The organism is Bacteroidota bacterium (genome assembly GCA_016714535.1).
Taxonomy (GTDB): Bacteria; Bacteroidota; Bacteroidia; order AKYH767-A; family OLB10; genus JADKFV01.
The window spans coordinates 1-25,325 of sequence record JADKDR010000011.1; the positions used below are offsets into that span (position 1 = coordinate 1).

The 25,325-nt window shown below is 36.9% G+C and carries 22 protein-coding genes and 2 pseudogenes; 21 read left to right on the top strand and 3 right to left on the bottom strand.

Annotated elements, in window-relative coordinates; translation table 11 throughout:
- Positions 1–263 precede the first annotated feature (263 nt).
- The 5 genes from IPO27_13965 (at position 264) to IPO27_13985 (ending at position 9,954) form a co-directional block, all read left to right on the top strand.
- Positions 264–533 (top strand): hypothetical protein, encoded by a 270-nt coding sequence (locus tag IPO27_13965; protein MBK8847579.1) that lies wholly within the window; start codon positions 264–266, stop codon positions 531–533.
- A 102-nt stretch (positions 534–635) separates the two neighbouring features.
- Positions 636–4,997, top strand: coding sequence for a CusA/CzcA family heavy metal efflux RND transporter (locus IPO27_13970; protein MBK8847580.1), 4,362 nt, complete (start codon positions 636–638; stop codon positions 4,995–4,997).
- Positions 4,998–5,009: 12 nt separating this feature from the next.
- Positions 5,010–6,284: an efflux RND transporter periplasmic adaptor subunit gene (locus tag IPO27_13975; protein ID MBK8847581.1), complete on the top strand. Its 1,275-nt coding sequence runs from the start codon at positions 5,010–5,012 to the stop codon at positions 6,282–6,284.
- A gap of 21 nt (positions 6,285–6,305) precedes the next feature.
- Positions 6,306–8,192 carry a cadmium-translocating P-type ATPase gene (cadA, locus tag IPO27_13980; protein MBK8847582.1) on the top strand — a complete coding sequence of 629 codons (1,887 nt, stop codon included), beginning with the start codon at positions 6,306–6,308 and terminating at the stop codon, positions 8,190–8,192.
- Positions 8,193–9,576: 1,384 nt separating this feature from the next.
- Positions 9,577–9,954 carry a hypothetical protein gene (locus tag IPO27_13985; GenBank protein ID MBK8847583.1) on the top strand — a complete coding sequence of 126 codons (378 nt, stop codon included), beginning with the start codon at positions 9,577–9,579 and terminating at the stop codon, positions 9,952–9,954.
- A 337-nt stretch (positions 9,955–10,291) separates the two neighbouring features.
- Here the strand turns inward: IPO27_13985 and IPO27_13990 are convergent.
- Positions 10,292–11,729 (bottom strand): annotated as a pseudogene (locus IPO27_13990) (IS1182 family transposase).
- Positions 11,730–11,917: 188 nt separating this feature from the next.
- Between IPO27_13990 and IPO27_13995 the strand changes: the two are divergent.
- The 15 genes and pseudogenes from IPO27_13995 to IPO27_14065 all read left to right on the top strand — a co-directional run bounded on the left by IPO27_13995 (position 11,918) and on the right by IPO27_14065 (position 22,303).
- Complete coding sequence (locus IPO27_13995) at positions 11,918–12,382, top strand: PIN domain-containing protein (protein MBK8847584.1); 465 nt, start codon at positions 11,918–11,920, stop codon at positions 12,380–12,382.
- Positions 12,383–12,677: 295 nt separating this feature from the next.
- Positions 12,678–12,860 carry a DnaJ domain-containing protein gene (locus IPO27_14000; protein MBK8847585.1) on the top strand — a complete coding sequence of 61 codons (183 nt, stop codon included), beginning with the start codon at positions 12,678–12,680 and terminating at the stop codon, positions 12,858–12,860.
- 183 nt (positions 12,861–13,043) lie between these two features.
- Entirely contained in the window at positions 13,044–13,484 is a 441-nt protein-coding gene (locus tag IPO27_14005) for a hypothetical protein (protein MBK8847586.1), read from the top strand.
- Between the two features lie 535 nt (positions 13,485–14,019).
- Positions 14,020–14,352, top strand: a complete 333-nt coding sequence (locus IPO27_14010; GenBank protein ID MBK8847587.1) for a hypothetical protein — start codon at positions 14,020–14,022, stop codon at positions 14,350–14,352.
- A 52-nt stretch (positions 14,353–14,404) separates the two neighbouring features.
- Positions 14,405–15,393: pseudogene (locus tag IPO27_14015) on the top strand (virulence RhuM family protein).
- Entirely contained in the window at positions 15,390–15,629 is a 240-nt protein-coding gene (locus tag IPO27_14020; protein ID MBK8847588.1) for a hypothetical protein, read from the top strand. Before IPO27_14015 ends, IPO27_14020 begins: the two are co-directional and overlap by 4 nt.
- A 322-nt stretch (positions 15,630–15,951) precedes the next feature.
- Entirely contained in the window at positions 15,952–16,668 is a 717-nt protein-coding gene (locus tag IPO27_14025) for a hypothetical protein (GenBank protein MBK8847589.1), read from the top strand.
- A 93-nt stretch (positions 16,669–16,761) separates the two neighbouring features.
- A complete protein-coding gene (locus tag IPO27_14030; protein MBK8847590.1) occupies positions 16,762–17,019 on the top strand; it encodes a hypothetical protein in 258 nt (85 codons plus the stop codon).
- Positions 17,020–17,070: 51 nt separating this feature from the next.
- Positions 17,071–17,277, top strand: coding sequence for a hypothetical protein (locus IPO27_14035; protein ID MBK8847591.1), 207 nt, complete (start codon positions 17,071–17,073; stop codon positions 17,275–17,277).
- Positions 17,278–17,289: 12 nt separating this feature from the next.
- Entirely contained in the window at positions 17,290–17,595 is a 306-nt protein-coding gene (locus IPO27_14040; protein MBK8847592.1) for a DUF1016 family protein, read from the top strand.
- Positions 17,592–18,434, top strand: coding sequence for a DUF1016 family protein (locus IPO27_14045; GenBank protein MBK8847593.1), 843 nt, complete (start codon positions 17,592–17,594; stop codon positions 18,432–18,434). The genes IPO27_14040 and IPO27_14045 overlap by 4 nt, the downstream gene beginning before the upstream one ends.
- Before the next feature lie 459 nt (positions 18,435–18,893).
- Positions 18,894–19,241 carry a hypothetical protein gene (locus IPO27_14050; GenBank protein MBK8847594.1) on the top strand — a complete coding sequence of 116 codons (348 nt, stop codon included), beginning with the start codon at positions 18,894–18,896 and terminating at the stop codon, positions 19,239–19,241.
- 190 nt (positions 19,242–19,431) lie between these two features.
- Positions 19,432–20,388, top strand: a complete 957-nt coding sequence (locus tag IPO27_14055) for a T9SS type A sorting domain-containing protein (GenBank protein ID MBK8847595.1) — start codon at positions 19,432–19,434, stop codon at positions 20,386–20,388.
- Positions 20,389–20,681: 293 nt separating this feature from the next.
- Complete coding sequence (locus IPO27_14060; protein ID MBK8847596.1) at positions 20,682–21,758, top strand: beta-lactamase family protein; 1,077 nt, start codon at positions 20,682–20,684, stop codon at positions 21,756–21,758.
- Between the two features lie 8 nt (positions 21,759–21,766).
- On the top strand, positions 21,767–22,303 hold the full coding sequence (locus tag IPO27_14065; GenBank protein MBK8847597.1) for a hypothetical protein: 537 nt from the start codon (positions 21,767–21,769) through the stop codon (positions 22,301–22,303).
- 133 nt (positions 22,304–22,436) lie between these two features.
- Here IPO27_14065 and IPO27_14070 read toward each other — a convergent pair whose 3' ends face one another.
- Both IPO27_14070 and IPO27_14075 read right to left on the bottom strand, forming a co-directional pair.
- Positions 22,437–23,051 (bottom strand): hypothetical protein, encoded by a 615-nt coding sequence (locus IPO27_14070; GenBank protein MBK8847598.1) that lies wholly within the window; start codon positions 23,049–23,051, stop codon positions 22,437–22,439.
- Between the two features lie 315 nt (positions 23,052–23,366).
- Complete coding sequence (locus IPO27_14075; protein ID MBK8847599.1) at positions 23,367–23,801, bottom strand: YdcF family protein; 435 nt, start codon at positions 23,799–23,801, stop codon at positions 23,367–23,369.
- 371 nt (positions 23,802–24,172) lie between these two features.
- Between IPO27_14075 and IPO27_14080 the strand changes: the two genes are divergently transcribed.
- Entirely contained in the window at positions 24,173–25,294 is a 1,122-nt protein-coding gene (locus tag IPO27_14080; protein MBK8847600.1) for a T9SS type A sorting domain-containing protein, read from the top strand.
- Positions 25,295–25,325 lie beyond the last annotated feature (31 nt).

Sequence of the window (25,325 nt, forward strand, 5' to 3'; positions counted from 1 at the left end):
AGTGCGACCATTAACCGACAGACAAAAACCGACCGACAATGCAATTTTCGGCAAAGCCGTTTGGCTATCCCTTCGCAAAATAAAAAGAGCTGCAAAGCCACCCACAAGCCGACCCACTTTTTGCAGCACATTTTATTTTGCCCAACCGCACCAGTGCCACCCGACAATTTTCAGCAAAACCGACAAATTTTTTCCCTACATTTGCCCCGTGAAACAAGTTTTGACACTCTTATTCAGTTTTTACTTGTTGGCTTTGTCCTGTTATGCCGTGCAGCGACAAGGACGACTGTCAATATCAGAGTGCAGAACAAACTTCATTAGCAACTACCGACCATTCAGACCACGACAGCGACACCGAGAATTGCTCACCTTTTTGTATGTGTGCTTGCTGCGGACAATCTTTTAGTAATTCGTTTGTTACCTTCAGTTTATCGCTTCACGTTCCTGTTTCATTAGAAAAATTTCCAGTTTACAACGCCTCATTTGTTTCAGAGGTGTATTTGTCTATTTGGCAACCGCCCAAAATCAGTTAATGAATTTCTGATGTTCCGCTTTCAGCGGAACAAAACACAACTATTTACGATGCTAACGCACCGCAAGTAATCCTGTATTCATTCATTAAACTGATAAAAATAATGTTAGACAAAATAATTGCGTTCAGCATAAAAAATAAATTCATCATTGGCTTGATGACGTTTGCACTCATTATTTGGGGAGTGTGGAGTGCAACCAAACTGCCTATTGATGCAGTTCCCGACATTACCAACAACCAAGTGCAAATCATTACGGTTTGCCCAACCCTTGCAGGACAAGAGGTTGAACAGTTAGTAACTTACCCAATAGAACAAAGCATTGCCAACCTTCCCGACTTGGAAGAGTTGCGGAGCATTTCCCGTTTCGGACTTTCGGTAATTACCGTTGTGTTTGACGATAAAGTGGACATCTACTTTGCCCGACAACTGATTAACGAACGACTAAAGGAAGCCGAAAGCAAAATCCCCAAAGGTGTTGGCACACCAGAATTAGCACCAGTAAGCACAGGTTTGGGTGAAGTGTATCAATACATTATTCACCCAAAAAAAGGAAGCGAAAGCAAATACACAGCTATGGATTTGCGGACAATGCAGGACTGGATTGTAGCCCGACAACTTTACGGAACGGCAGGAATTGCGGAAGTAAACAGCTTTGGCGGACAACTCAAACAATACGAAGTTGCCGTAAATCCCGACCGACTTATTGCAATGGGAATAACAATTCCCGAAATTTTTACCGCCTTAGAAAAGAATAATGAAAATACAGGCGGGGCATACATTGACAAAAAACCAAATGCCTATTTCATTCGTGGAGTTGGTTTGATTAGTTCGTTTGACGACATCAAAAATATTGTTGTAAAAACAAACCCTAACGGCATTCCAATCCTGATAAAAGATGTTGCTGAAGTGCAATTTGGTAGTGCAGTCCGTTACGGTGCTATGACCTACAACGGTGAAGTAGATGCAGTAGGTGGAGTTGTAATGATGCTGAAAGGTGCGAATAGTGCCGATGTGGTTAGTCGTATCAAAGATAAAATGGCAACCATTCAAAAATCATTGCCTAAAGACATAGTAATAGAACCTTTCTTAGATAGAACCGATTTGGTAAACCGTGCAATTTCAACGGTAAAAAAAAACCTGATTGAAGGAGCTTTAATAGTAATCTTCGTTTTAGTTCTGTTTCTTGGAAATCTTCGTGCAGGATTGATTGTGGCTTCTGCCATTCCTTTATCAATGTTGTTTGCTTTGGGCTTAATGAATGTATTTGATGTTTCGGCAAACCTTATGAGTTTAGGAGCAATTGACTTTGGTTTAATTGTAGACGGTGCAGTAATTATTGTCGAAGCCACTTTGCACCATTTAGGAATGCGAAAAGCAATAGGCAAACTTTCACAACAAGAAATGGATAATGAAGTTTTTGTTTCGGCATCTAAAATTCGAAGCAGTGCAGCCTTTGGAGAAATAATTATCCTTATTGTTTATATTCCTATTCTTACCTTGGTTGGCATTGAAGGCAAAATGTTTAGCCCAATGGCTCAAACCGTTTCCTTCGCCATTTTTGGAGCGTTGATTTTATCGCTTACCTACATTCCAATGATGTGTGCAGCGTTCCTTTCTAAAAACATTTCGCACAAACAAACATTGAGCGATAGAATGATGAACTTTTTCCAACGCATTTATGCACCACTATTAGAAAAAGCAATCCGTTTCAAAAAAGTAATTGTAGGTGTAACTGTTGCCGTATTTGTGGTTTCCGTGTTTCTGTTTTCAAAAATGGGCGGTGAGTTTATCCCAACTTTACAAGAAGGCGATTTTGCTTTTCATTGCATATTACCGCAAGGCACATCACTTTCACAAAGTTTGGAAACTTCTATGCAAGCATCAAGACTAATCAAAGAATTTGATGAAGTAAAAATGGTAGTCGGAAAAACAGGAGCAGCCGAAGTTCCAACAGACCCAATGCCGCCTGAAGCCACGGATATGATGATAATTTTAAAACCGCAAAGCGAATGGAAACGTGATATTTCGTATGATGAATTGGCAGAAGAATTTGAAGAGAAACTGAACACCATTCCCGGGGTATTTTTTGAGAAAAATCAGCCCATACAAATGCGGTTCAACGAACTTATGACAGGTATTCGCCAAGATGTTGCCGTTAAAATTTTCGGTGAAAATATGGACACACTTTTAAGCTATGCCAATAAGGTAAATGCAGTTGTTCAAAGTGTGGACGGTGCAACAGAACCAAGCGTTGAAAGGGTTGCAGGTTTACCGCAAATCGTAATCAAATACAACCGTTCGCAAATTGCCAATTACGGTTTAAACATTGAGGACATCAACCACATTGTTTCTACTTCTTTTGCTGGTGGAAGTGCAGGAGTTGTGTATGAAAACGAACGCAAATTTGATTTGGTGGTTCGCTTAGACAGCACACACCGCAACAACATTGACGATGTGAGCCATTTGTATATCCCAACTACCAACGGAACGCAAATTCCATTATCGCAAGTTGCGGAAATAAAAATGGAATTGGGTCCCGCACAAATTAGTCGTGAAGATGGCAAACGTAGAATTGTAGTAGGCTTTAATGTAAAGGGCAGAGATGTAGAAAGTGTTGTTACCGACATTCAAAAAGAACTGAGTGAAAAAGTAAAACTTCCCGAAGGATATTATTACACCTATGGAGGCACGTTTGAAAATCTGCAAGCAGCAAGCAAACGCCTGATGATTGCTTTGCCAGTAGCATTAGCACTCATTTTTATGTTACTCTATTTTACGTTTAGTTCAGTAAAACAAGCCACGCTTATTTATACAGCAATTCCAATGAGTGCAATAGGTGGTGTATTCGCTTTGCTCATTCGTGATATGCCATTCAGCATTTCGGCAGGTATCGGTTTTATTGCTTTGTTCGGTGTAGCTGTGCTAAACGGCATTGTGTTAATCGGAACTTTTAATCAATTAGAAAAAGACGGAATGACCAACATTTTAGAACGCATAAAAGAAGGAACAAAAATCCGTTTGCGACCTGTGTTAATGACTGCCACCGTTGCATCATTGGGCTTTTTACCAATGGCACTTTCGCACGGTGCAGGAGCAGAAGTGCAAAAACCTTTGGCAACGGTTGTGATAGGCGGTTTGCTTACAGCAACTTTCTTAACTCTGTTTGTTTTGCCTTTGCTGTATGTGATGTTTTCTAAAATCAAAAAGTCTAAAATAAAAGTTTCAGCCACAAGTATTTTAGTTTTTGTATTGCTTTCATTCAATGCTGCAAACGCCCAAACACCAACAACTAAACCCATTTCCGTTGAAGATGCCCTAAGCACAGCAATGAAAAATAATTTAGAAATTCAATCGCAACAACTCAATGTGCAATCTTCCACCCTATTGAAAAAATCGGTGTTTGAATTACCTAAAACGAATGTCAATTTACAATATGGGCAATATAATAGCATCAATCAGGATTTGGGTTTTCAAATCAATCAATCCATTCCGTTTCCAACTTACTATTCTGCAAAATCAGGTTTGTATAAAGCCGAATTGCAAGGTAGCCAATTGCAACAGCAAGCCACCGCCAACGAAATAAAAGCACAGGTGCAATATTGGTATTATCAGTTGCAGTATTTACAAACCACAAAAAAACAACTGCAATCCTTAGACAGTTTGTATAATGATTTTGTGAATGCAGCCGCTTTGCGATATAAAACAGGTGAAACAAATTTGTTGGAAAAAACCACAGCCGAAACCAAGCGTGGGCAGCTTTCTCTTTTGCTCAAACAAAACGAAACAGACTATTCAACCGCTTACAATTCGTTAAAAACGCTAATGAACACAAGAGAAGAATTTACGATTGAAAATAGCGGAAACTTCCAACCACTTGTAATGAGCAATTCGTTTGACACTACACTTATTGTAAATAATCCTTCATTAAAGGTATTGTATCAGCAAGCAGTTATTGCCGAGCAAAATAAAAAGGTAGAAACCGCATCTGCAATGCCCGATTTGAATGTGGGTTATTTCAACCAGTCATTAATTGGAGTGCAAAACATAAATGGTGCAGATGTAAATTTTGATGGTAGTAAACGCTTTCAAGGTTTTAATGTTGGGTTAAGTATTCCAATTACTTTTTTTAGCAACGCTTCAAAAGTAAAATCACTTAGCTATAAACAACAGGCTTTGCAAACTGAAGCCGACAATGGAAAGTTGATTTTACAAAGCCAATTGCAAAATGCTTTTCAGCAATACAACCAGAATTTGTCGCAATACAATTATTACAAATCAACAGCTTTGCCCAATGCAGAAATAATTATCAGCACCGCAAAAGTTGGTTTCAAAAGTGGCGACATTGGCTACATTGAATACTTGCAAGCCTTACAAACCGCTACCGATGTGCAGTTAAGTTATCTGCAATCCGTCAATCAAATTAACCAATCCATTATCAACATCAATTTCTTAATCAATAAATAAAATTTCACAGAAATGAAAAATATAATCTTCATAGCAGCCCTTGCAACATCCATAGTATTTGCATCCTGCAACAGCAATAAAACCGAAACGCACGGTGAAGAAACCGAGCATCACGATGAACACGAAAACACCAACACGGCAATGCTTACAGTCGAGCAAATGAAATCTATAAAAATAGAATTAGGCAGCATTGAGAAAAAGCAATTAACCGCCTCACTCAAAGCGAATGGAATTTTAAAAGTGCCTAATCAAAACAGGGCAAATGCAACAGCATCATTGGGCGGTGTAATAAAATCTATTTTGGTGCAAACAGGTAATTCGGTGAGCAAAGGACAAACAATTGCTACCATTTCAAACAATTCTTTTATCACAATGCAAGAGGAGTTTTTAAGTATTTCTTCAAAAGCAGAATTGGCACAATTGGAATTTGCCCGACAAAAAGAATTGCAACAAGGCAATGCAGGAGCATTAAAGAATTTGCAATCTGCCGATGCAGAACTTAAAACCTTGAAAGCCCGAAAAGCGAGTTTGCAAAAGCAGTTAGAACTTATTGGTATCAACACCGCTTCACTCACAAGCGAAAACATTCAATCAATCGTAAACATTACAAGCCCCATAAACGGCACAATCAGCAATGTGATGGTAAACATTGGCAGCTATGTAGATGCAAACAATCCTATTGCCGAAATAGTGGACAATAGCCAACTACATTTAGATTTATATGTATATGAAAAAGATTTACAGAAACTAAAAGTGGGGCAAACCATACATTTTACGCTTACCAACAATCCAGGCAAAGAATACGATGCAGATGTTTACGCCATTAGCAACACCTTTGAGCAAAACACCAAAGCCATTGCCGTTCACGCAATGGTAAAAGGCAACAAACAAGGCTTGATTGACGGAATGAGCATTACCGCCTTAGTAAGTTTAGAAAATGCTACTGTTGATGCAGTTCCAACCAACGCCATTGTAAACCACGAAGGGCAGGACTATATTTTTATTGTTACCGATGCTCATAAGGAAGAAGAACATCATTCGGAAAAAGAAACTGCCGAACACAAGCACGATGAACACGGACACGAACACAGCGAAAAAGAAGAACCCGAACATACAGAAGAAGGAACAACCTTTGAAAAAATTCCCATCCGAAAAGGCACTACCGATGTAGGTTACAGCGAAATTACTTTACTAAAAGAAATTCCTGCAAACAGCAAAGTAGTAGTGAACGGAGCTTTTTTCATCTTAGCTAAAATGAATAATAAAGGCGAAGCACACGCACATTAATCACTTAATATATTTTCAATAATGAAACTACCAATCAACGACAAAAAATTTATTTTTCTTCTTTCTGCAATCATAATAGTGGTGGCGTTAGAAATTTTATCCATAATCGGCATACACATACCTATGCCTTATGCTCCCTTCGTATTTGCTGCATTCATTCTCGGCATTGGCTACAATGTTTTATGGAACGGAGTAAAAGCAATCTTCAAACTCCAATTTAGCAGCATCAATTTACTAATGACCATTGCTGTAATCGGTGCATTTTATCTGGGCGAATATCCCGAAGCAGCAGTTGTAATAGTGCTATATGTTTTAGGCGAACGCTTAGAAGATATTGGAATAGAAAATTCAAAATCTGCATTAGATGAATTGGTGAGCAAAGCACCAAAGACCGCTTTTGTAAAATCTCAAAATGAGAATGTTCCTATTGATAAAATTGCAGTCGGCACAATCATTCAGGTGAAAGCAGGTGAAATGATACCGTTGGACGGCAAAATTATTTCAGGCGAAACAACTGTTGATGAAGCCGCCATTACAGGCGAACCAATTCCAAAAGACAAACACACAGGCGACAATCTTTTTGCAGGAACACTAAACAAAAATGGTTTCATAGAAATGGAAACAACAAAACTTTCTGTTGATACCACTTTCTCAAAAATCATTCGCCTAACTTTTGAAGCACAAGGCAACAAAAGTGAAACACAAAAATTCATTCAGCAATTTTCAAAGTATTACACACCGTCAATTATTGCAATGGCAATTTTAGTTTTTGTCATTCCTGTATTTGCAATGCAATTAGATTTTAACCATTGGTTGCAACAAGCCATTACACTTTTAGTAATCGCTTGTCCTTGTGCATTGGTCATATCAACACCTGTAGCCATTTACGCAGCAATCGGAAACGCATCAGCAAAAGGAGCATTAGTAAAGGGCGGAAAATACATTGAAGCATTGGCAAGCATCAAAGCAATTGCATTAGATAAAACACGAACCATTACTTTTGGAAATCCGATTGTATCAGATGTATTTCCTTTAAACGGAACAAGCCGTGAAGAACTTTTGGCTTGCACCGCAGGAGCAGAAATATTCAGCGAACACCCATTAGCCCAAGCTATTGTTGATGCAAGTAAAAAAGAAGGATTTGAACCACACAAAACCGAAGGTTTCAAAAGCATTATGGGCAAAGGTGCAACCGCAAAATGTTTGGTGTGTGAAGACGAAACAATTTATGTAGGCAAGTTAGATTTCATAAAAGAACATCAACCCGTTGACAAAGAAGCCGAGAAAATTGTAGCAGAACTTTCAGCACAAGGCAAAACAAGTGTAGTCGTAAGTTTTGGCGAAGGTGTAGCAGGTGTCATTGGTTTAATGGACGAAATAAAACCCGACAGTGCAGCAGCATTGAAGGAAATAGAAGCAATGAACATAGAACCTATTATGCTTACAGGCGACAGCGAAAAAGCAGCAAACTATGTAGCCCAACAAGTAGGTATTAAAAAAATATTCGGCAATATGTTACCCGAAAACAAAGCCGACAAAATCAAAGAACTTTTGCAACAATATAAATTTGTAGCAATGGTAGGCGATGGCATAAACGATGCTCCTGCCCTTGCACAAAGCACCGTAGGTATAGCAATGGGAGCAGCAGGAAGCGACACGGCAATAGAAACTGCAAACATTGCATTGATGAACGACAAACTTTCACTCATTCCGTTTCTCATTCAGTTAAGTAAAAAAACATTGAGAAGAATAAAATTCAACACCATCGGAGCAATAGCGGTAAAATTGATATTCATAACACTTGCATTTATTGGTTACAGCAATTTGGTTTTCGCCATAGCAGCAGACGTAGGAGTAACACTAATTGTAATTTTGACAAGTTTACGACTGATGAATTACAAAGGATAAAATGGAGAGACCTGCAAACTCAAAACCGACTGCATCTAAAGCCAACGCATTTGCACTCACATTTGCTTTTGCCTCAACGCACGGGCAGACGCAGCAAAAGCAAAAGAGAGTGCAAGCAACCGCACCCGTTCATCGCAGACAGACCCTGCAAACACGACCGACAACACTTCGGACGGACAGAAGGGCAGCTGATAACAAGGGCTTAAAAGAAATTGGGGGTTCAGTGGTAAATCGTAACTTTGTGCAACTAATAAAGTTTGGTGGTAGGCTGACAGTTTTGTGCTCCGAAATCCCCAACTTCTTTAAGCCCCGAAACGTTAGCTGTAATTTTATGGCGACACTGCAAGACAGAAACTAACGAACAAAAAAAATAAAAAATATGGACTTCTCATTCCACTTACAACAAGGACAGCAACTGTTAGAGAAACAGGATGCAACATCAATAAAAAAAGCTTTAGAACATTTCAAGAAAGCAAATGAAATGACAGAGGACGAACACGTAGGCAAACCTAAAATCCTTTATCATTTAGCACTTGGGAACTATCTAATTGGCAATATAGAACAGTCTTATAAAATTGCTCACAAAGCAAAACGAAGTATTGACATTGCAATTAGTAATAGTATGTTTTCAATGGACAATATGAGGCAGATGCTTGGCGAAGGCGACATTGATGCTTTAATAAACCATATTGACAATAAATTTCCGCAAGTTGTTTTGTTTACAGACACAGATGATGATGACTTTGATGAAAATGAATTAGACTTTGCACTTGTAAACCAACTTTATGAAACAACAGAAAAAGAGGAAGTAAAACCTCAATTTTCAATAGACAGCTTGAACGAAGAAGTTTTAATGGCAACATTTTTCGGTTTAAGTAGAACCAATGACGAATTGGTTTACTTCGACAAATTGAAAGGTGATGTTTTAAGTTATGTTGAAGGTTATTTTTCATCTCATATTGGCGACCAAAGTGTAGCTAACAGAAGACTTGCTAATAGAATTACCAATAGCGAGCCGACCGATTTCGTAGATGAGGATAGATATGTTTTAATTGACAGACTTAATTTGTCTGAATTTCTTGAAGAGTATAAAAAACAAACTAAAGGAAAAGAGCCATTTAGTTCATTTGTAGAGTATTTTTCAGTAGAAGTCTTAAAAGATTTTACATACGATGATGATTTGACAATTGACGACTTGGCAAATAGCAACCATATCCAAGAAAAATTCCACGAGTTGTTTGGACAAAAATATCAAAGTAGAGTTTCAGAGTTGAGAGACGACTATACAAGTATTTTTCAAAACACTACAAAAGCATTAGCTGTAAATTGGATTAAACAAAATGTTCCCAACACAAACGCAAACAATCAATCAAAAAAATCAAATATGAAATTAGATTTCGTTTTCAAATCTTCTGACCATTTACGCTACGAAAATGGCAGACACGTATCTGGACCACACGGTGGTGCAGGAAGAGCAGTAAAAGTTGAGCCAAATATTAACGGTGGCGAAGGCGTTTCTGTTACAATGTATAACCTTGACGGCAATCACCCAGTTTGGCAAAACAATGTTCAAATGGCACCAAAGCAAATGAAAGTTATAGAGCAGACAAATGACAAAATTGTTTTGCGTGGCTACGGTCACGATGCAATGGGAGCTTCATTTGCTGACTATGGTTTGACAATTAAACTCAAAAACGGTGAGTTAGAAAATTGCATTTTACATATGCACGACAGAGGTGTTGATATAGAATATTTACCTTGACACGAAGAAAAACTACAGCTAACAGCGGTTTGGCAAAAGGCGGGCTGACGTGCTTCGTAGAAACATTTGTGCAAGGTTCAACATTTGTGCTTCGTATGAACTTTAGTGCTAAAAATCCCGCCCTTCGCCAAGCCCCAAAACGTCAGGTTGTGAAAAAACCCATTTTGGAAAATTTTGCCAGCCGAATCCGTTCCATAACGGTGACCATATACGATTTAGACGATTTTAACGGGGGTTGTTTTTTAGGCCGCTACACTATAGTCGCAAAATTGAATGCGTAGAATTTGATGTAATGAGGTCGTTTTGATTTTAGCCGTGAAATCCTTGTGTAGTCAGGATTCCAGTTTTTTAGTTTTTCTAACAGTGGCTGTATACCTAGTATGTTGATTGTGCGCTTGAGGTTGTAAACTGTCATGATGAGGCTCCATTCTCCGTTCACTTTTATTAATCCTTTTAGATTTGTGTATATTATCCCCATACTCTTTTGATAGTTCCAAATATATGCTCATTAATTTCTTGTCGCTTTCGGTACAATTCTTTGTTGTTGTGGTAGCGGGCATTGTTGGCTTCTACTTCGGCTGCAAACTCACTGCGTTCTATTTCGCGGCCTCCTTTGGCGCGCCCTGTGCAGAGGTGTTTTGCGGGCAGGTTTACATTTTGGTGTACGGTATTTTTTAAATTGGTAAGTATCGCGCTCGCGCGATTTGCGATGCCATGTGCCTGTGGTTGTTAGTGTTGCGCCTTGTGGACATGTATATGTATCAGTGCTTTCATCGTATACAAACTTAGTTACTACGTAATCGGGGTGGTGCCATGCTCGTTGCTGTTTACTATTTCGGGTGGTGCTACTATGGTGGTTATGCCTGCTTGTGTGGTCTGCTGTATCTGCCTACCGTTATGATACCCTTTATCTACTATTACTGTATACGTTTCTACCTCCATGTTTTGTTTTGCTTCTTTGGCAATATCAGTAAGCGCATTTCTATCATTGCGATTGATGGTATGTGTGGCTACTACTAATTTATGTTTTTCATCTACTGCTGCTTGTGTATTGTAACTCACTTCCACAACCTCACCTTGTATGAGCAAGGCACGTGCATCGGCATCGGTGGTGCTTATTTGTGGCTGACCACTCTGGGTTAACTCTTTCTGCAAGGCTTCGTAGTTAATTTTGCTGGCTTTAATTTTTCAATTTTATGTGCTATATCATCTATTTTCAATTCCTGTTCGTTGGCATCGCAAGCGTCTAATTGAGTTATATACTCATTAACCTTGTTTTCGATATAGGTCAAATGGCGTTCTATTTTTTGGGATTGTAATTATTCTTCTTGCTATTGTGTGCTCGAGACTTGGTACCATCAATGGCTATTAATTCTTTACCAAGCAAATCGCAATCTGAAAGAAACTGCACAAACAACTTAAGGTGTTGCGCAAGGCTTGGGAGTTGTCTTTACGGAAGTCTGCTATACTATGGTAATTGGGAACAAGGTTGCCGCACAACCATTGCATTTCGGCATTACGCATGCACTCTCGCTCAAGCTTACGCGATGAGCGTATGCCGTTGATGTAACCGTATATGTATACTTTGAGAAACAACTTTCTATCGAACGATGGACGCCCCTCAGTGTTGATGTTAGTTACCTCAAACTGTAACTGAGGTAAATCGAGCTTATCAACAAATGCATCGATAAAACGAACTGGATTGTTTGCAGAAATACGACAGTCAAGCGAACTAAATCTACCTGATGTCTATTGGCTTGCGCTATGTGCTGCATGCAAAAAAAATTTTTCAAAAATAGTAATCACCAGTGCTTATGTTTTTATTTTTACCACATGTTGTTAATGTGCAGCTGTGGGCTGTTTGGTTTTTTCACAGGCTGACGTTATGCACAAGGCTTGGACGACACCACAACACTTCGAAAACCATTAACCATAATAAACTTTTTTTCGTAACTTTGACCATATGAAACAACGAATTTATATTGACACTTCTGTTTTCGGTGGACACTTTGACGAAGAGTTTGCTGAACATACAATTCCGCTGTTCGAAAGACTGAAAAACAATGAATTTATTTTACTTTTTTCTACAGTAACACAAGACGAATTAGAAACCGCTCCACAAAATGTAAAAGAACTTGTAAAAAGTATAAAGGTTGACAACACTGAATTTCTTGAGACAACAATTGAAGCTATTGACCTCGCAACAGATTATATTTCTGAAAAGGTAGTTGGACAAACAAGTTTTGCAGATTGTTTACATATTGCATTAGCGACAATAAATCGTGCAGACTTTTTAATAAGTTGGAATTTTAAACACATAGTAAATGTGGAAAGAATTCGTGGTTACAATTCTATAAACATTAAAAACGGTTATAAACAATTAGAAATACGTTCACCAAGAGAATTTGAAAAATATGAAGACGACTGAAAAACAATTTGACGCTGTAAATTTTATGCGTCAGCAACGTGACAAATTGAGCGAAAAGTTATCAAAAATGACAAAAGCTGAAATTTTAGACTACTTTAAAAATCGAAAGAAGGAAACCACAATAAAGCCCTGTGCATAACAGCACATTTGCAATAGGCGGGGTTTCGTGATCCATAGCCAATTTTGTGGTAACCGAAAGTTCAGTTTTGGGCATAAACATTTGTGTTGAGATTCCCGCCCATGGCAGATTTGCAAAACTTTATCGGCACTTTAAAACGACACAACAGCTACGTAAATGAAAGATTACTACTATATTCTTGGTTTAAAAAAAGGAGCATCTCTTGAAGAGGTAAAGAAAGCGTACAGAAAACTTTCGCTCAAATTTCATCCTGACAAAAATGATGGTGATGAGTTTTTTACCGAACGGTTTAAAGAAATACAAGAAGCCTATGAAACATTAGTTGACAGTCAGAAATGACAAGCGTATGACGCCCTTAAAAACGAAAGTTCATCTACCAGACAAACTAATAGAGGAGTAAACTTCAACCCAGATATAGAATATTTCAAATCGAATAAACAAACGTTTGAATATGACCAAGAAGTAACGTTTATCTGGAAGACCATTAATGCAGATAAAGTATTCTTAAAGCCATTTGGAGCGGTGGAACCAATTGGACAAAAGACTTACAAATTAAGAGATTTCAAAAATGCTGTTTTAACGTTTGAATTATTGGCAGAAAATTCAAATATTGGAAGACAAATTAAATCTTCGCTGACTCTAAAAAACAAAACATATATTGATTTATATACTTACTTTAAAAAGCTAATTGAGGCTGAAAATTCAGAAAATAAATTTTCCAATGAGCAAAAACAGGCAAATTATTCATACGAAACGGTAGATGAAAATAAGTTGGTTATTGTCGATTTTCAAACAAACAAGGGTATAGTAGGGATTGAACAGAATAATAGCTATAGCTATCCCGAACCCGGAAAAAAAGCTTTTATGAATGGTAAATCAGCCCCTGATGGTAAATATAAATTTGGATTTTTGTGGTATGTCCACATAAAAAATGGCGTTGTAACTAGTTTCAGCTTGTTATAAGAAAATAATTAGGTCATGTGTAAAAAGTAAACGCAAAACATATAGCTGTATAGACGAAAGCCCACCAGGCGCAACTCAAACGAGGGGCTTTTGTCTATAAAGTTTGCCCCGTATTTTCGAACGGGGTGTTCAGCAACACTTTCGGTGTGGTGCGTAGTTTAATGAGGTGATTGCTTACGTGTATTAGTAAAACAATTTTGTTATTTGCGTTTGTTTAACTATGACCATATACGATTTATGCCTCTTGTAGTTTAAAATACCACGACAACAACTACTCTTTCAAATTTCAATTTCACTAAATCGAGCTTGCTTACAAATGCATCAATAAAGCATACAACATTTTCAGCATCGATATTGCATTTTAAACTTGATATTTCCATTTAATGCCGGCAGCCTTCTACTATGTGATGTGTATTTATTTTTTTTTGAAGGTGTGTCAACAGTGTGGTTGTAATTTTTATTTTTACCTCATGTTGTTAACGTGGAGCTTTGGGCAAGTTGGTTATTTAACAGTCTGACGTTAGCACACATTTAAATGAAAAAAGGATGCATTATTGGATTTATGCTTGCCCTGTTTGCGATAGCCGCGGGATTAATTATAAATTGCACTATTATTTATATTCCTTCTGGTATTGATATCGATAAGATAAAATACCCAATTACAGGAATTGATGTTTCTAAACATACAGGTAAAATTGACTTTCAAAAAGTAAAGGAGCAAAGTATAGAAAGCAGAGAATTAAAAGAAGTGGTTAGTTCCATTTTGGAACATACCACTCAACACGGTGCAAACCATTTTCCCGACATCAGGAAAATGGTAGTGAATGAAAAACGAACTATTAAGGAATTCTTACAAGTTGAAAAATAAAGATTTAGTTGCCGAGGATTTCTCGGTAAATGACAAAAAAATAATTACGCTAATGGAAAACAATCAACTCATATTTTACTCCACCCCACAAGGCAATGTAAAGGTGGAAGTGGTTTACCAAGGAGAAACTTTTTGGTTAACACAAAAAGCACTGTCAGCTTTGTTTGCGGTGGCTGTTCCTGCAATAAGCAAACACCTCAAAAACATTTTTGAATCAAAAGAGTTGGATGAAAATTCAGTTGTTTCCAAAATGGAAACAACTGCTGCCGATGGCAAAAATACCAAACTTCGTATTACCGATTAGAAGCAATTTTAGCAGTTGGCTACCGTGTAAACAGCAGCGAAGCCACACAGTTTCGTATTTGGGCAACAAGCACATTGAAAGAATTTATCACCAAAGGTTTTGTGTTGGATGATGAACGATTGAAGCAAGGCAAAAATTTCGGCAAAGATTATTTTGATGAATTGCTTGAACGCATTCGTGAAATCCGTGCAAGCGAAAGACGATTTTATCAGAAGATTACCGACCTGTATGCTTTGAGTGTTGATTACACCAAAGAAGCACCCACCACACAAGATTTTTTTGCATCGGTTCAAAACAAATTGCATTGGGCAATTACAGGAAAAACAGCAGCCGAAATAATTTACACCGAAGCCGATGCAAAGAAAATTTACATGGGATTGAAAACATGGAAACAAGCCCCTTCAGGAAAAATATTGAAAAGTGATGTCTCGGTTGCAAAAAATTATTTGAACGAAGCTCACATTGAAGAACTTAACAAAATAGTTTCTGCTTATCTTGATTTGGCAGAGGTAAATGCCAAACGCAACCAACTGATGTATATGAAAGATTGGAGCAAATTTTTGAGCAACTTTCTCCCACTGTCCAATTATCCGATTCTCAAAGACAACGCCAAGGTAACCATGCTGCAAGCAAAACTGAAAGCCGAAGGTGAATTTGAAAAATATAGAGTGATACAAGACCGTGAATATGAAAGCGATTTTGACAAGGCAGTAAAAAAATTGAAAGACAATAAATGAGTTGGGAATATTCAGAAGATAACCTTGTAGAACAAACTGCCATTGATTTGTTTCATGACCGCTTGGGTTGGGACACTGCTATTGCCTACAACAAAGAAACTTTTGGTGAAGGCAGTTCATTAGGCAGAGGAAGTAAAAAGGAAATTATTCTTAAAAGAAATTTCTTACAGAAACTAAAACAATTCAATCCCAACTTACCCGAACAGGTATACACACAAGCTTATGAGAAACTGTAAGTGTACAGCAGCACAAAAACTTTAGGCGAATCAAATCTTGACAAATTTTGACCACTTGTCCACTGAACAGATTTCAATTTCACTAAATAGAGTTTGCAAACAAAAGCATCAAAAAAACACAAAACATTTTCAACATCGATATTGCAATCTAAACTTGATATTTCTTTTTGATGCAGGCAGTGCTCTGGTATGTGATGTGTATTTATTTTTTTTGAAGGTGTGTCAACGGTGTCGTTGTAATTTTTATTTTTACCTGATGTTATTAAACGTGCAACTTTTGAGGAAATGGTTTCTTCATGGGCTGACGTTAGCACACATTTAAATGAAAAAAGGATGCATTATTGGATTTATGATTGCCCTGTTTGCGATAGCCGCGGGATTAATTATAATTTACACTATTATTCATATTCCTTCTGGTATTGATATCGATAAAATAAAATACCCAATTACAGGAATTGATGTTTCTAAACATACAGGTAAAATTGACTTTCAAAAAGTAAAGGAGCAAAGTATAGATTTTGTTTTTATGAAATCAACGGAGGGAGAAAATTATAAAGATGAAACGTTTGAAAAAAATTATTTAGGTGCAAAAGAAAGCGGAATACTCTTTGGGGTATACCATTTTTTCAGGTTCAACAAATCAGATAAAAAACAAGCGATTAATTTTTTGTCGGCAATTGAGGGAAAGAAATTTGATTTACCCATTGTTCTAGATATAGAAGAATGGGGCAATCAAACAACAAAGAATAAAGTCGAAATAATTGATGAAATTGATGAATTCATTACTTCAGTCGAAAGGGCAACAGGAGCAAACCTGATGATTTACACTAATGAGAATGGTTACAATAAATATCTCAAAGAGACAATGAGAAATAAGAATATTTGGATTTGCTCTTTTAATAAAAAACCTGATATCAACGGACAATGGACATTCTGGCAACATTCACACAAAGGCAAATTTGACTTTGCCAGTGGTTGGGTTGATATAAACACCTATAATGGAAATAATGCTGAATGGAACAGATATTTGGAAAGGTAAACTTGTGATAACAGCACCTAAAAGAATATGCAATTCCAGAGGAGAAACTTTCAATAGCAGCAGAGGAATAAAAAAATCACAGAAGAAATAATTATGAATCTACAGACAAATAAATATCAGCAAATACTAAACGGGCTTAAAGAGAAAATCAGGCAAGCCCGATTTAAAGCGGCATTAACTGCTAATGCTCAACTCTTGGCTATTTATTGGGAAGTCGGGCAAACCATTATTCAACAGGAAAACGAAGAAGGTTGGGGAACAAAAACGGTGGAAAGATTATCGGTTGATTTAAGAACAGAGTTTGAAGACATGAAGGGTTTGTCAGCCCGAAACCTTCGCTACATGAGGTAATTTGCAAAGGCATATCCTCACTTTTCAATTTTGCAGCAACCTGCTGCAAAATTGGAACAGACAACAAAATCAAAAAAGCAACCTAAAGTTTTGCAAAATAAATCTGACAAATTAGTAGTGCTTAAAAATGATGACCCAGCAATTTTGCAGCAAGCTGCTGCAAAATTACCTTGGGGACATCATCAACTAATTTTAGATAAAGTAAAACATGAACAAGAAAAGTATTTCTACATTCAAAAATGTATTGAAAATAGTTAGAGCAGAAATGTTTTGTCATCACAAATTGAGAACAAACTTTTTGAACGACAGGGCAAAGCCATCAACAATTTTGATAATACTATACCTGCTATTGATTCTGATTTAGCCAAAGAAACATTTAAATGTTCTTATGTTTTTGACTTTCTCACACTAAGCGAAGAAGCAAAAGAAAAAGATGTTGAACGGGCTTTGATGCAGCATCTCAAAAAATTTATGTTGGAACTTGGACGGGGTTTTGCTTATGTAGGCAACCAATATAATTTAGTAGTGGAAGACGATGACTATTTTTGGACTTGCTTTTCTACAACATTCATTTGAAATGCTATGTTGTGTTTGAATTAAAAGTTGGTGACTTCAAACCCGAGTTTACAGGCAAACTGAATTTCTACACCAACACTGTCAACGAAGAAATAAAAAACAAAGACGATAAACCCACAATTGGAATTTTGCTTTGCAAAACACCAAACAAAACGGTTGTAAAATATTCGTTGCAAGGAATTAAATCCCCTATCGGAGTTTCTGATTATCAATTTGCAAACGCATTGCCTAAACAGTTGAAAGGCGAAATGCCAACGATTGAAGAATTGGAAAAAGAAATTGAAGAAGGATATACTGAAATGCAGAAGCCCGTTGACAAAAAAATTGGGCAACTAAAAGAGTTGATAAAGGGATTGAAGCAGCCGCCAGTAAAGGAAAAAAGAACTGCTGAAAATTGCGAACGCATTTTGAACAAAGTAGTTTTCTTTTTACGCAACAGCATTACAAAGCAATTAGAAGAAAAAGATATTGCTGAAAAGTTTGAAGAAATTGAAGTGATGGTGTGGACAGATGGACAAGGGCATAAAACTGATACAGCCGTTAAAAATTATTTGAAAGAACATAAAGAAGTTGGTGAGTTTAGAATTGAGTTACGCTTCAACGGTTTTATTCCAGCAGGAATAAAAGCGTTTAACATTTGGAAAGACCTTTCAGTTGTAACAACTAAATACAACTACACCATTGGCTTTGACCGCAACCAACAAAACAATTTGTTGGAAAAACTTTACCATCAATTGCCTGATAAAAAAGAATTTGAAAACATAATGGACAAATGGATGGAAGGCATAGTAGATAACATTACGCAACAGTTGGACTTAATAAAACAAAGAGCCAATTGAGAAAAAGCCACCCAAGCAAAAAATATACTCTTAAAAAACACACAAGCCAACGCTGCAAGCAATTTTTTTAAGAGAGTATTTTTTCTCCCAACCAAAAAAATCCAACTCATGTTTTATAGCATTTCTTTTTCTACAGCGAAGCAATTATGTATCTTTTCGAAGCTTTCGGTGTTGATGGTAATTACCTCAAAATGTAACTTCACTAAATAAAGCTTGCTTACAAATGCATCAAAAAAACACAAAACATTTTCAGCATCGATATTGCAATCTAAACTTGATATTTCCATTTGATACCGGCAGTGCTTTGCTATGTGATGTGTATTTATTTTTTTTGCTAAAGTATGTCAACGGTGTCGTTGTAATTTTTATTTTTACCTCATGTTGTTAACGTGCAGCTGTGGGCAAGTTGGTTATTTCACAGGCTGACGTTAGCGGCAAGCGGTTAAGAAAGTTTTGGACATGATTAAAAAGGAGAGAAAAAGAGACCCCGGAGAAATCGAAATATACATTGAAGATGTAGAGATTATAATGGGGGACGACTTCGGACATCTCGACAGAGTGCTCAATAGTATTTATTGCTTACATTGTAAAAATGGTTACTCAGGGACAATAGAGAATTATAAGATTTATCTTAACAGGTTGGACGACATAATTTTCGTGGGTGATTGTACCAAATGTAAAAATTATGTTGCAAGATATCTTGAGACAGGTGAGACAATTTCTAAAGCGGAAGTAGCTCGACACATACGGACAATTAAAAAACAATTTGGAACAGTAGGAACAAAGAATAAAAAAGCGAGGGACTAACCGTCAGCCGCTAACAGCATGTTTTTGCAATGGTGCCGTGACGATTTGATTTTAAGTTTTATCTTCGTTCAACGCTATCGTTTCGTGGGACAGGACGCGGCTTCGGAATGGCACCATTGCAGAAACACAAACGTTATCCGTAATTTTAACGCTCCGAATAAACTGTATTGCTAATTCAAAATGTAATGCCATGAAAAAACAAATCTACTTAATCATTTTGCTGTTGACTTGCAGAATTTGTAATGCGCAAAATTTAGTTCCGAATGGGGATTTTGAGGGGTATTCGGGGTGCCCGGGTGGTTTAAATGAGATTGCCAATGCAGTTCCCTGGTTTTGTCCTACATCAATTTGTTCATCTGATTATTTTAATCAATGCTCTGTAAATCCTTTTTCAGGTGTCCCTTCTAATTGGTCGGGGGATGGCTACCAATTTGCACACAGCGGAGCTGGATATTCAGGTGTTTTTTTATGGCATTCAGGCGGCACTACAAGTTATCGAGAATATATTGAAGTTCCATTTGCATCAGCATTAGTGGCTGGTCAATGCTACCATTTCGAAATGTTCATTAACCTATTTAATCCATCCGGTTTTGCATCAGACGATATTGGTGTTTATTTTTCTAATACACTTTTAACAGGTTACAATTTTTATGGAACCTTGCCATTTACACCCCAACTTAACAATACAAACGGAAATATGCCTGATACCCTAAACTGGGTTTCTGTTAACGGAAATTATATAGCTTCGGGTGGAGAAAGTTATCTGACAATTGGGAATTATAAAGACGATTCTCAAACCACAATGACTCAGATAAATACATCTGGCTATGCACTTACATATATTTATATTGACGATGTATGCCTTACCCTATGTGGTTCTACTTGCACTACTGGGTTGGAAGAACAAAACATAAAAGAAGAAATAAAAATCTATCCCAATCCTTTAGACAATAAATTAAATATAACAATAAGCAATCACGAGTTTTCAGAAATAATTATTTATGACATTGCTTCGAGGAAATTATTGCAAGAGAAATTTACAAATTCAATTTCAATAAACACCGAACAACTTGCAAAGGGTATTTATCTTTACGAAGTGAGAAACAAAAACGGAGTGATTAAGAAAGGAAAGGTTGTGAAAGATTGATGGGCACAGTTTCATAGCGAGAGAAAAACTACGAATAACAGTAAGATTAAAAGAAATAGAAAAAAGAAGGGCTTTGTTCGGTAATCAAACAGTGGTGCTTCTAATTCACCCCGTTGGGCTATCGCCCTGCGGGGTAAACAGTGTAGGTAAACAAACAGTTATGCTTCTAATCCCTTCTTTTTAAAACTTCTTTAATCCCTTCTTCGTTATCGGCAACTCTTGGGGACACTGCTAACTTTGAACATTTGAGCTTTGAATGAACAGAAAAAATTTAAAAATAGAATCAAGAACAAATGACTAAATTATACTTAAACAAACTAATTTATTCTCTGCGGTTATTTTCGATGGACAACATACGCCCCTATAAAACAAATGGAGCCAAGCTTCGCTTTTTAGTAATCTCGTTTTTTGTTTGTTGTATTACTCAGTTTTCCATGGGACAAGGACGGGAAAGTAAATTAGACTCTTTCTTTTCAACAATAGACAAAAATGGTGACATCAGTGGCAGTGTATTGGTAGCTGAAAATGGGAAAATTCTTTACCAAAAATCCTTTGGCTATGCTGATGCTCAAAATAAAATTCTTAACACAGCCAATACACGGTTTCAAATTGCTTCGGTTTCTAAACTATTTACTTCAATTGCAGTGCTTCAATTGTGTGAACAAAAAAAGCTGAATTTAAATGATAAATACGCTAAATATTTTCAAGACTTTCCTTATCCGGAAGTAACTATCAATCAATTACTTTCGAATACATCGGGAATTCCCGATATAGGTGAAATATTTTTACCTCTTTGGCGATTGAACCGAGATACAATATTTACTTTAAATGATGTGATTCCTGCACTCAAAATAAGTAAACTGCCTTTAACTTTTCAATCAGGAGAGGCCTGGGAGTACGTTAATATCAATTTTGTTTTGGCGGCCTTGTTAGTAGAGAAGGTCAGTGGTAAGAAATTTGACAGCTATCTTTCAAAATATATTTTTAAACCTTCAGGCATGAAAAACACTTTTCAAAAAGCTTCGGGAACAAATCCATATACACAGCCAAACGTAGCATATAATTATGATTTTCCTTTTAGTTATTCTATAACTCCTGTCCGGGTTGATTCTTTTGCAACTAATGATTTTAAAGTGCATTACAAAACTTGGCCTTCTGAAGGCGATGCAAACATTTATACATCTGTTACCGATTTGGTAAATTTCGAGAATGCTTTGTATAACGGAATTTTATTAAAACAAAATAGCCTTGATCTCCTTTTTAGCCCTTCAACAAAAAACAATGGAAAAAAAGTTACTTTAAGGGGCGTTGGTTCTGAAATAGGTGTGATAGGTGATTTTTATTGGGGTTTGGAAACCGTATTTCTTTAGATAGTACTATGGGGAAAATTGTATGGGAAAGTGGTGGTATGCCTGGTTGTGCCGCAAACATAATTATGAATTTAACCAAACATCAATTAATAGTATGGTTTAATAATAAACGAAGTAGTTCAGCAATGGACAATATTTTTGGTGCATTAAGTATTATGAATGGTAAAACAGTTTCAGTAAAAAAAGCTAAAAAATCCATTGCTACTACTTATGCTCATCTATTATTGCAAAAAAGTGAAGAATATGCTTTTGCAAAATTCATAGAAATGGAGTACGATACCTCAAATTATTTTTTAGATGAAGATGAATTGAATCAACTTGGCTATGAATTTTTCGAGAGTGAAAAGATTACTTTGGCATTTACGGTGTTCCGTTCTGCGATAACAGTATTCCCAAACAGTGATAATCTATTTAACAGCTACGGAGAATTGTTAGCTAAATCAGGCAAAAAAGAAGAGGCTTTTATAATGTATAAAAAATCTCTTCTGATAAATCCCAAAAATGAAGATTCAAAAAAATCTTTAGAGCTTTTGGAGCAGAAATAGTTTGACAGCATTTGATGAGACAAACAATGAACAGCGAACATTGGTTTTTGTGCAAGTGTAACCACGGTTTCACTGCAAACACGACTAGTTGTGCCTCTAAGGTAATTCGCTTCGGACAAAGTTTGTGCGGAATTCAAACAGTTGTGCTTTGACCGAACAGCACGGCAGCCGCTAAACCTTTAGCCGTATAGACGAAAGCCCCCGGGCGAGTCGAATACGAGAAGCTTTTGTCTATTAGGCCTGCCCCGTATACTCTAACGGGGTGTTCAGCGACACCTGCGGTGTAACGTGGTGAGTATTCTGGGGGGGGGATTGGGGGAAGCGTGTTTAAATACTTAGGTGTGGTTATGTTAACGGTAACAGTGCGTTTTTGGCCGATGTTAGTATGACTTGTAGTTATTCTGATTGGGCTTGGCTGGCCGTTTATGGTATTTATATCGCTTTGTGTAACATTTGACAATGACGACTTTTTAAAATTGCCATTAATAACAGCCGTTGGTGTACTTGTTATGTTATTGTAGGTCAGGTTTGCATTACATATAGCAGGAATTGCAGAATACATTGGATTGAAACCCGGGAAACTGGTGGGCACTTTTATAAGATGAACTTTGCCAACATTAGGCGTTAATATAGTATTCTTGAATGGTGGATTTTGTAATGCACAAATACCACAACTGGCATTGCCAAAATGAGTTATAAGGGCAGCATTGAAAGCTTGCGCACCAGCGTTATCTACTAATGCAAACATGCATAGGATAACTAGTAGGAGATTTTTTTTTCATTATTATTTTTTGTTAAAACGTAAACCAAGTGTTTTAAAAACAATATAACTGTCGCTCATCAGACAATTTAACAAGTAGGAGCTTGATTTTTAATGATAGCCAAAACTTATGGGTTTCAAGCTCCAATGGATGTTTGCTGAATTTTGTGACAAGGCAATTTCGTAACCGAATCAAAATGTATTTTGATTTTTTAAACACGAGAAAGTAGCATCACTCAAGTTAGTATAATATCCTTCTCATTTTATCAGTTGATATACCAGCCTATAGTTGGTTACACCTATTTAGCAATAGCCATTCAATTTATAAATTATCATTCCTACCCACTCATGCAGCAATGCTCCCCATGCATCCAAACATTCGGAATTGGGAATAATTATTTTGTCGGGAGTGTAAATTCCGGTACCACTTCTTTCGTCAACAGGAAAGTAATCAGCTTGAAGGTTCGCTTTTTCAAAGCAGGCGCGGGTGCGCCTTATATGTATAGCACTTGTGATAATTAATATACGTTTACCTGCAAATTGCTCCTTAATTATTTTGGCAGTATTTACAGCATTTTCATAAGTGTTTCGGCTTTCGTTTTCAGTAATAATGCATGAATCAGGTATATTGAGATCTACCAATACCTTGGCAAGTAACTGCGACTCTTTAATATCTTTAAACATTACAAAACCTGAGCCTCCTGTTAGCAATAACTTCTTTATTTTCTGCTGATTCAACAAATCGATACTTTGTAAAAATGGATCGCCACGCCTACTGTATACTACCCCCTCATGGAGGAATTATACAAGCGCAAGGAACCACCCATCACCACCCCTGCATCGTAGGGCTTAGAGATAGCAGAAGCTTTGTAGCCCTGAATTTCCCATGCATGCATAACCAGGTTGCACAAAAATGGGTTTGTAAACAAAAGCAGAAGTATGGTTGCACCGAGTAAGATTTTTTTTTTACGAACGGGGTTCTTTGCAATTACAGCAACTATCATTAAAACCATAACCCATATTACGGGCTGAATTACAAAGTTGAGTATCTTTGACAAAACAAAAAACATGCAATCGCTTTTTTATGAGGCGGTAAACATACAGAATAAATGAGAAAATTATTTTTACCTTTAATATCCATACTAATTGCAAAGATGGCTTTTGCACAAACTGTTGTAAGCCTGCAGACTGTAAATCCTTTGCCTGCTGCATTAAATGAGTCATCGGGTCTGGTTTATATTGGCAATGGTATTATGGTTTCGCATAATGATGGTGGGCCTGATAATGCCTTGTATTTGATAGACACCTTTGCCAATCTGGTAAATACCGTTTATCTAAATAATGTATCAAACTTAGATTGGGAGGAGGTTTGTACAGATGACTCAGGCAATGTTTATATTGGAGATTTTGGAAACAACTTTAATAATCGTACCGACTTGCGAATCATAAAAATACCTAATCCTTCTTTGGCAATAAATGATACGTTAGATGGAGAGTTTATATACTTCAATTATAATGATCAAGCGCAATTCCCTCCTCCCGATTCGTTATTAAATTATGACTGTGAAGCTTTTATTTGGAAGGATGATTCCTTGTTCCTTTTTACCAAAAACAGAACAATGCCATTTGATGGTTATTCAAGATGTTATACGCTGCCTGATGATAGCGGAACATATTTTGCCACGTATAACAATAAATTTTACTGTGGGCCTGGACCGAAAGAGGCTTATTGGATAACAGGCTCAACCATAGACTTCGCCTCTGGCGAAGTCGTATTGCTTTCTTCGGGCAGATGTTGGCTATTTCGAAATTATGCAGCAAACGACTTTTTTGGTGGGAATACTACAGAACTCGATCTGCAAAACTTTTCGCAAAAAGAAGGAGTGGCCACAACCGGAAGTCGTTTGATATTTTTTAGCGATGAAAAGATTTTTGGCTTTGGTGGTAACTTATATAAAACGGATCTTAATGCCATTGTTGCATCTAATAACGAGCTAATAGCTGCACAACCGATTTTTGTTTATTCTAATGGTAATTCAATAACAATTCCAGAGTTAGAGATTGATTTACCTGCTCACCTAAGTTTGATAGATGTAAATGGAAAATTGATAAGGCTTGAATTAATAACTCAATGGCCGTTAAGTTTTAATATTTCTAACCTATCTCCTGGTTTATATATGATGCGCATTTCATCTGCATCTGCTGTGCAAAATTTTAAGTTTATTAAATAAAGAGCTAAGCACAAAAAAAAAGCTGCTCGAT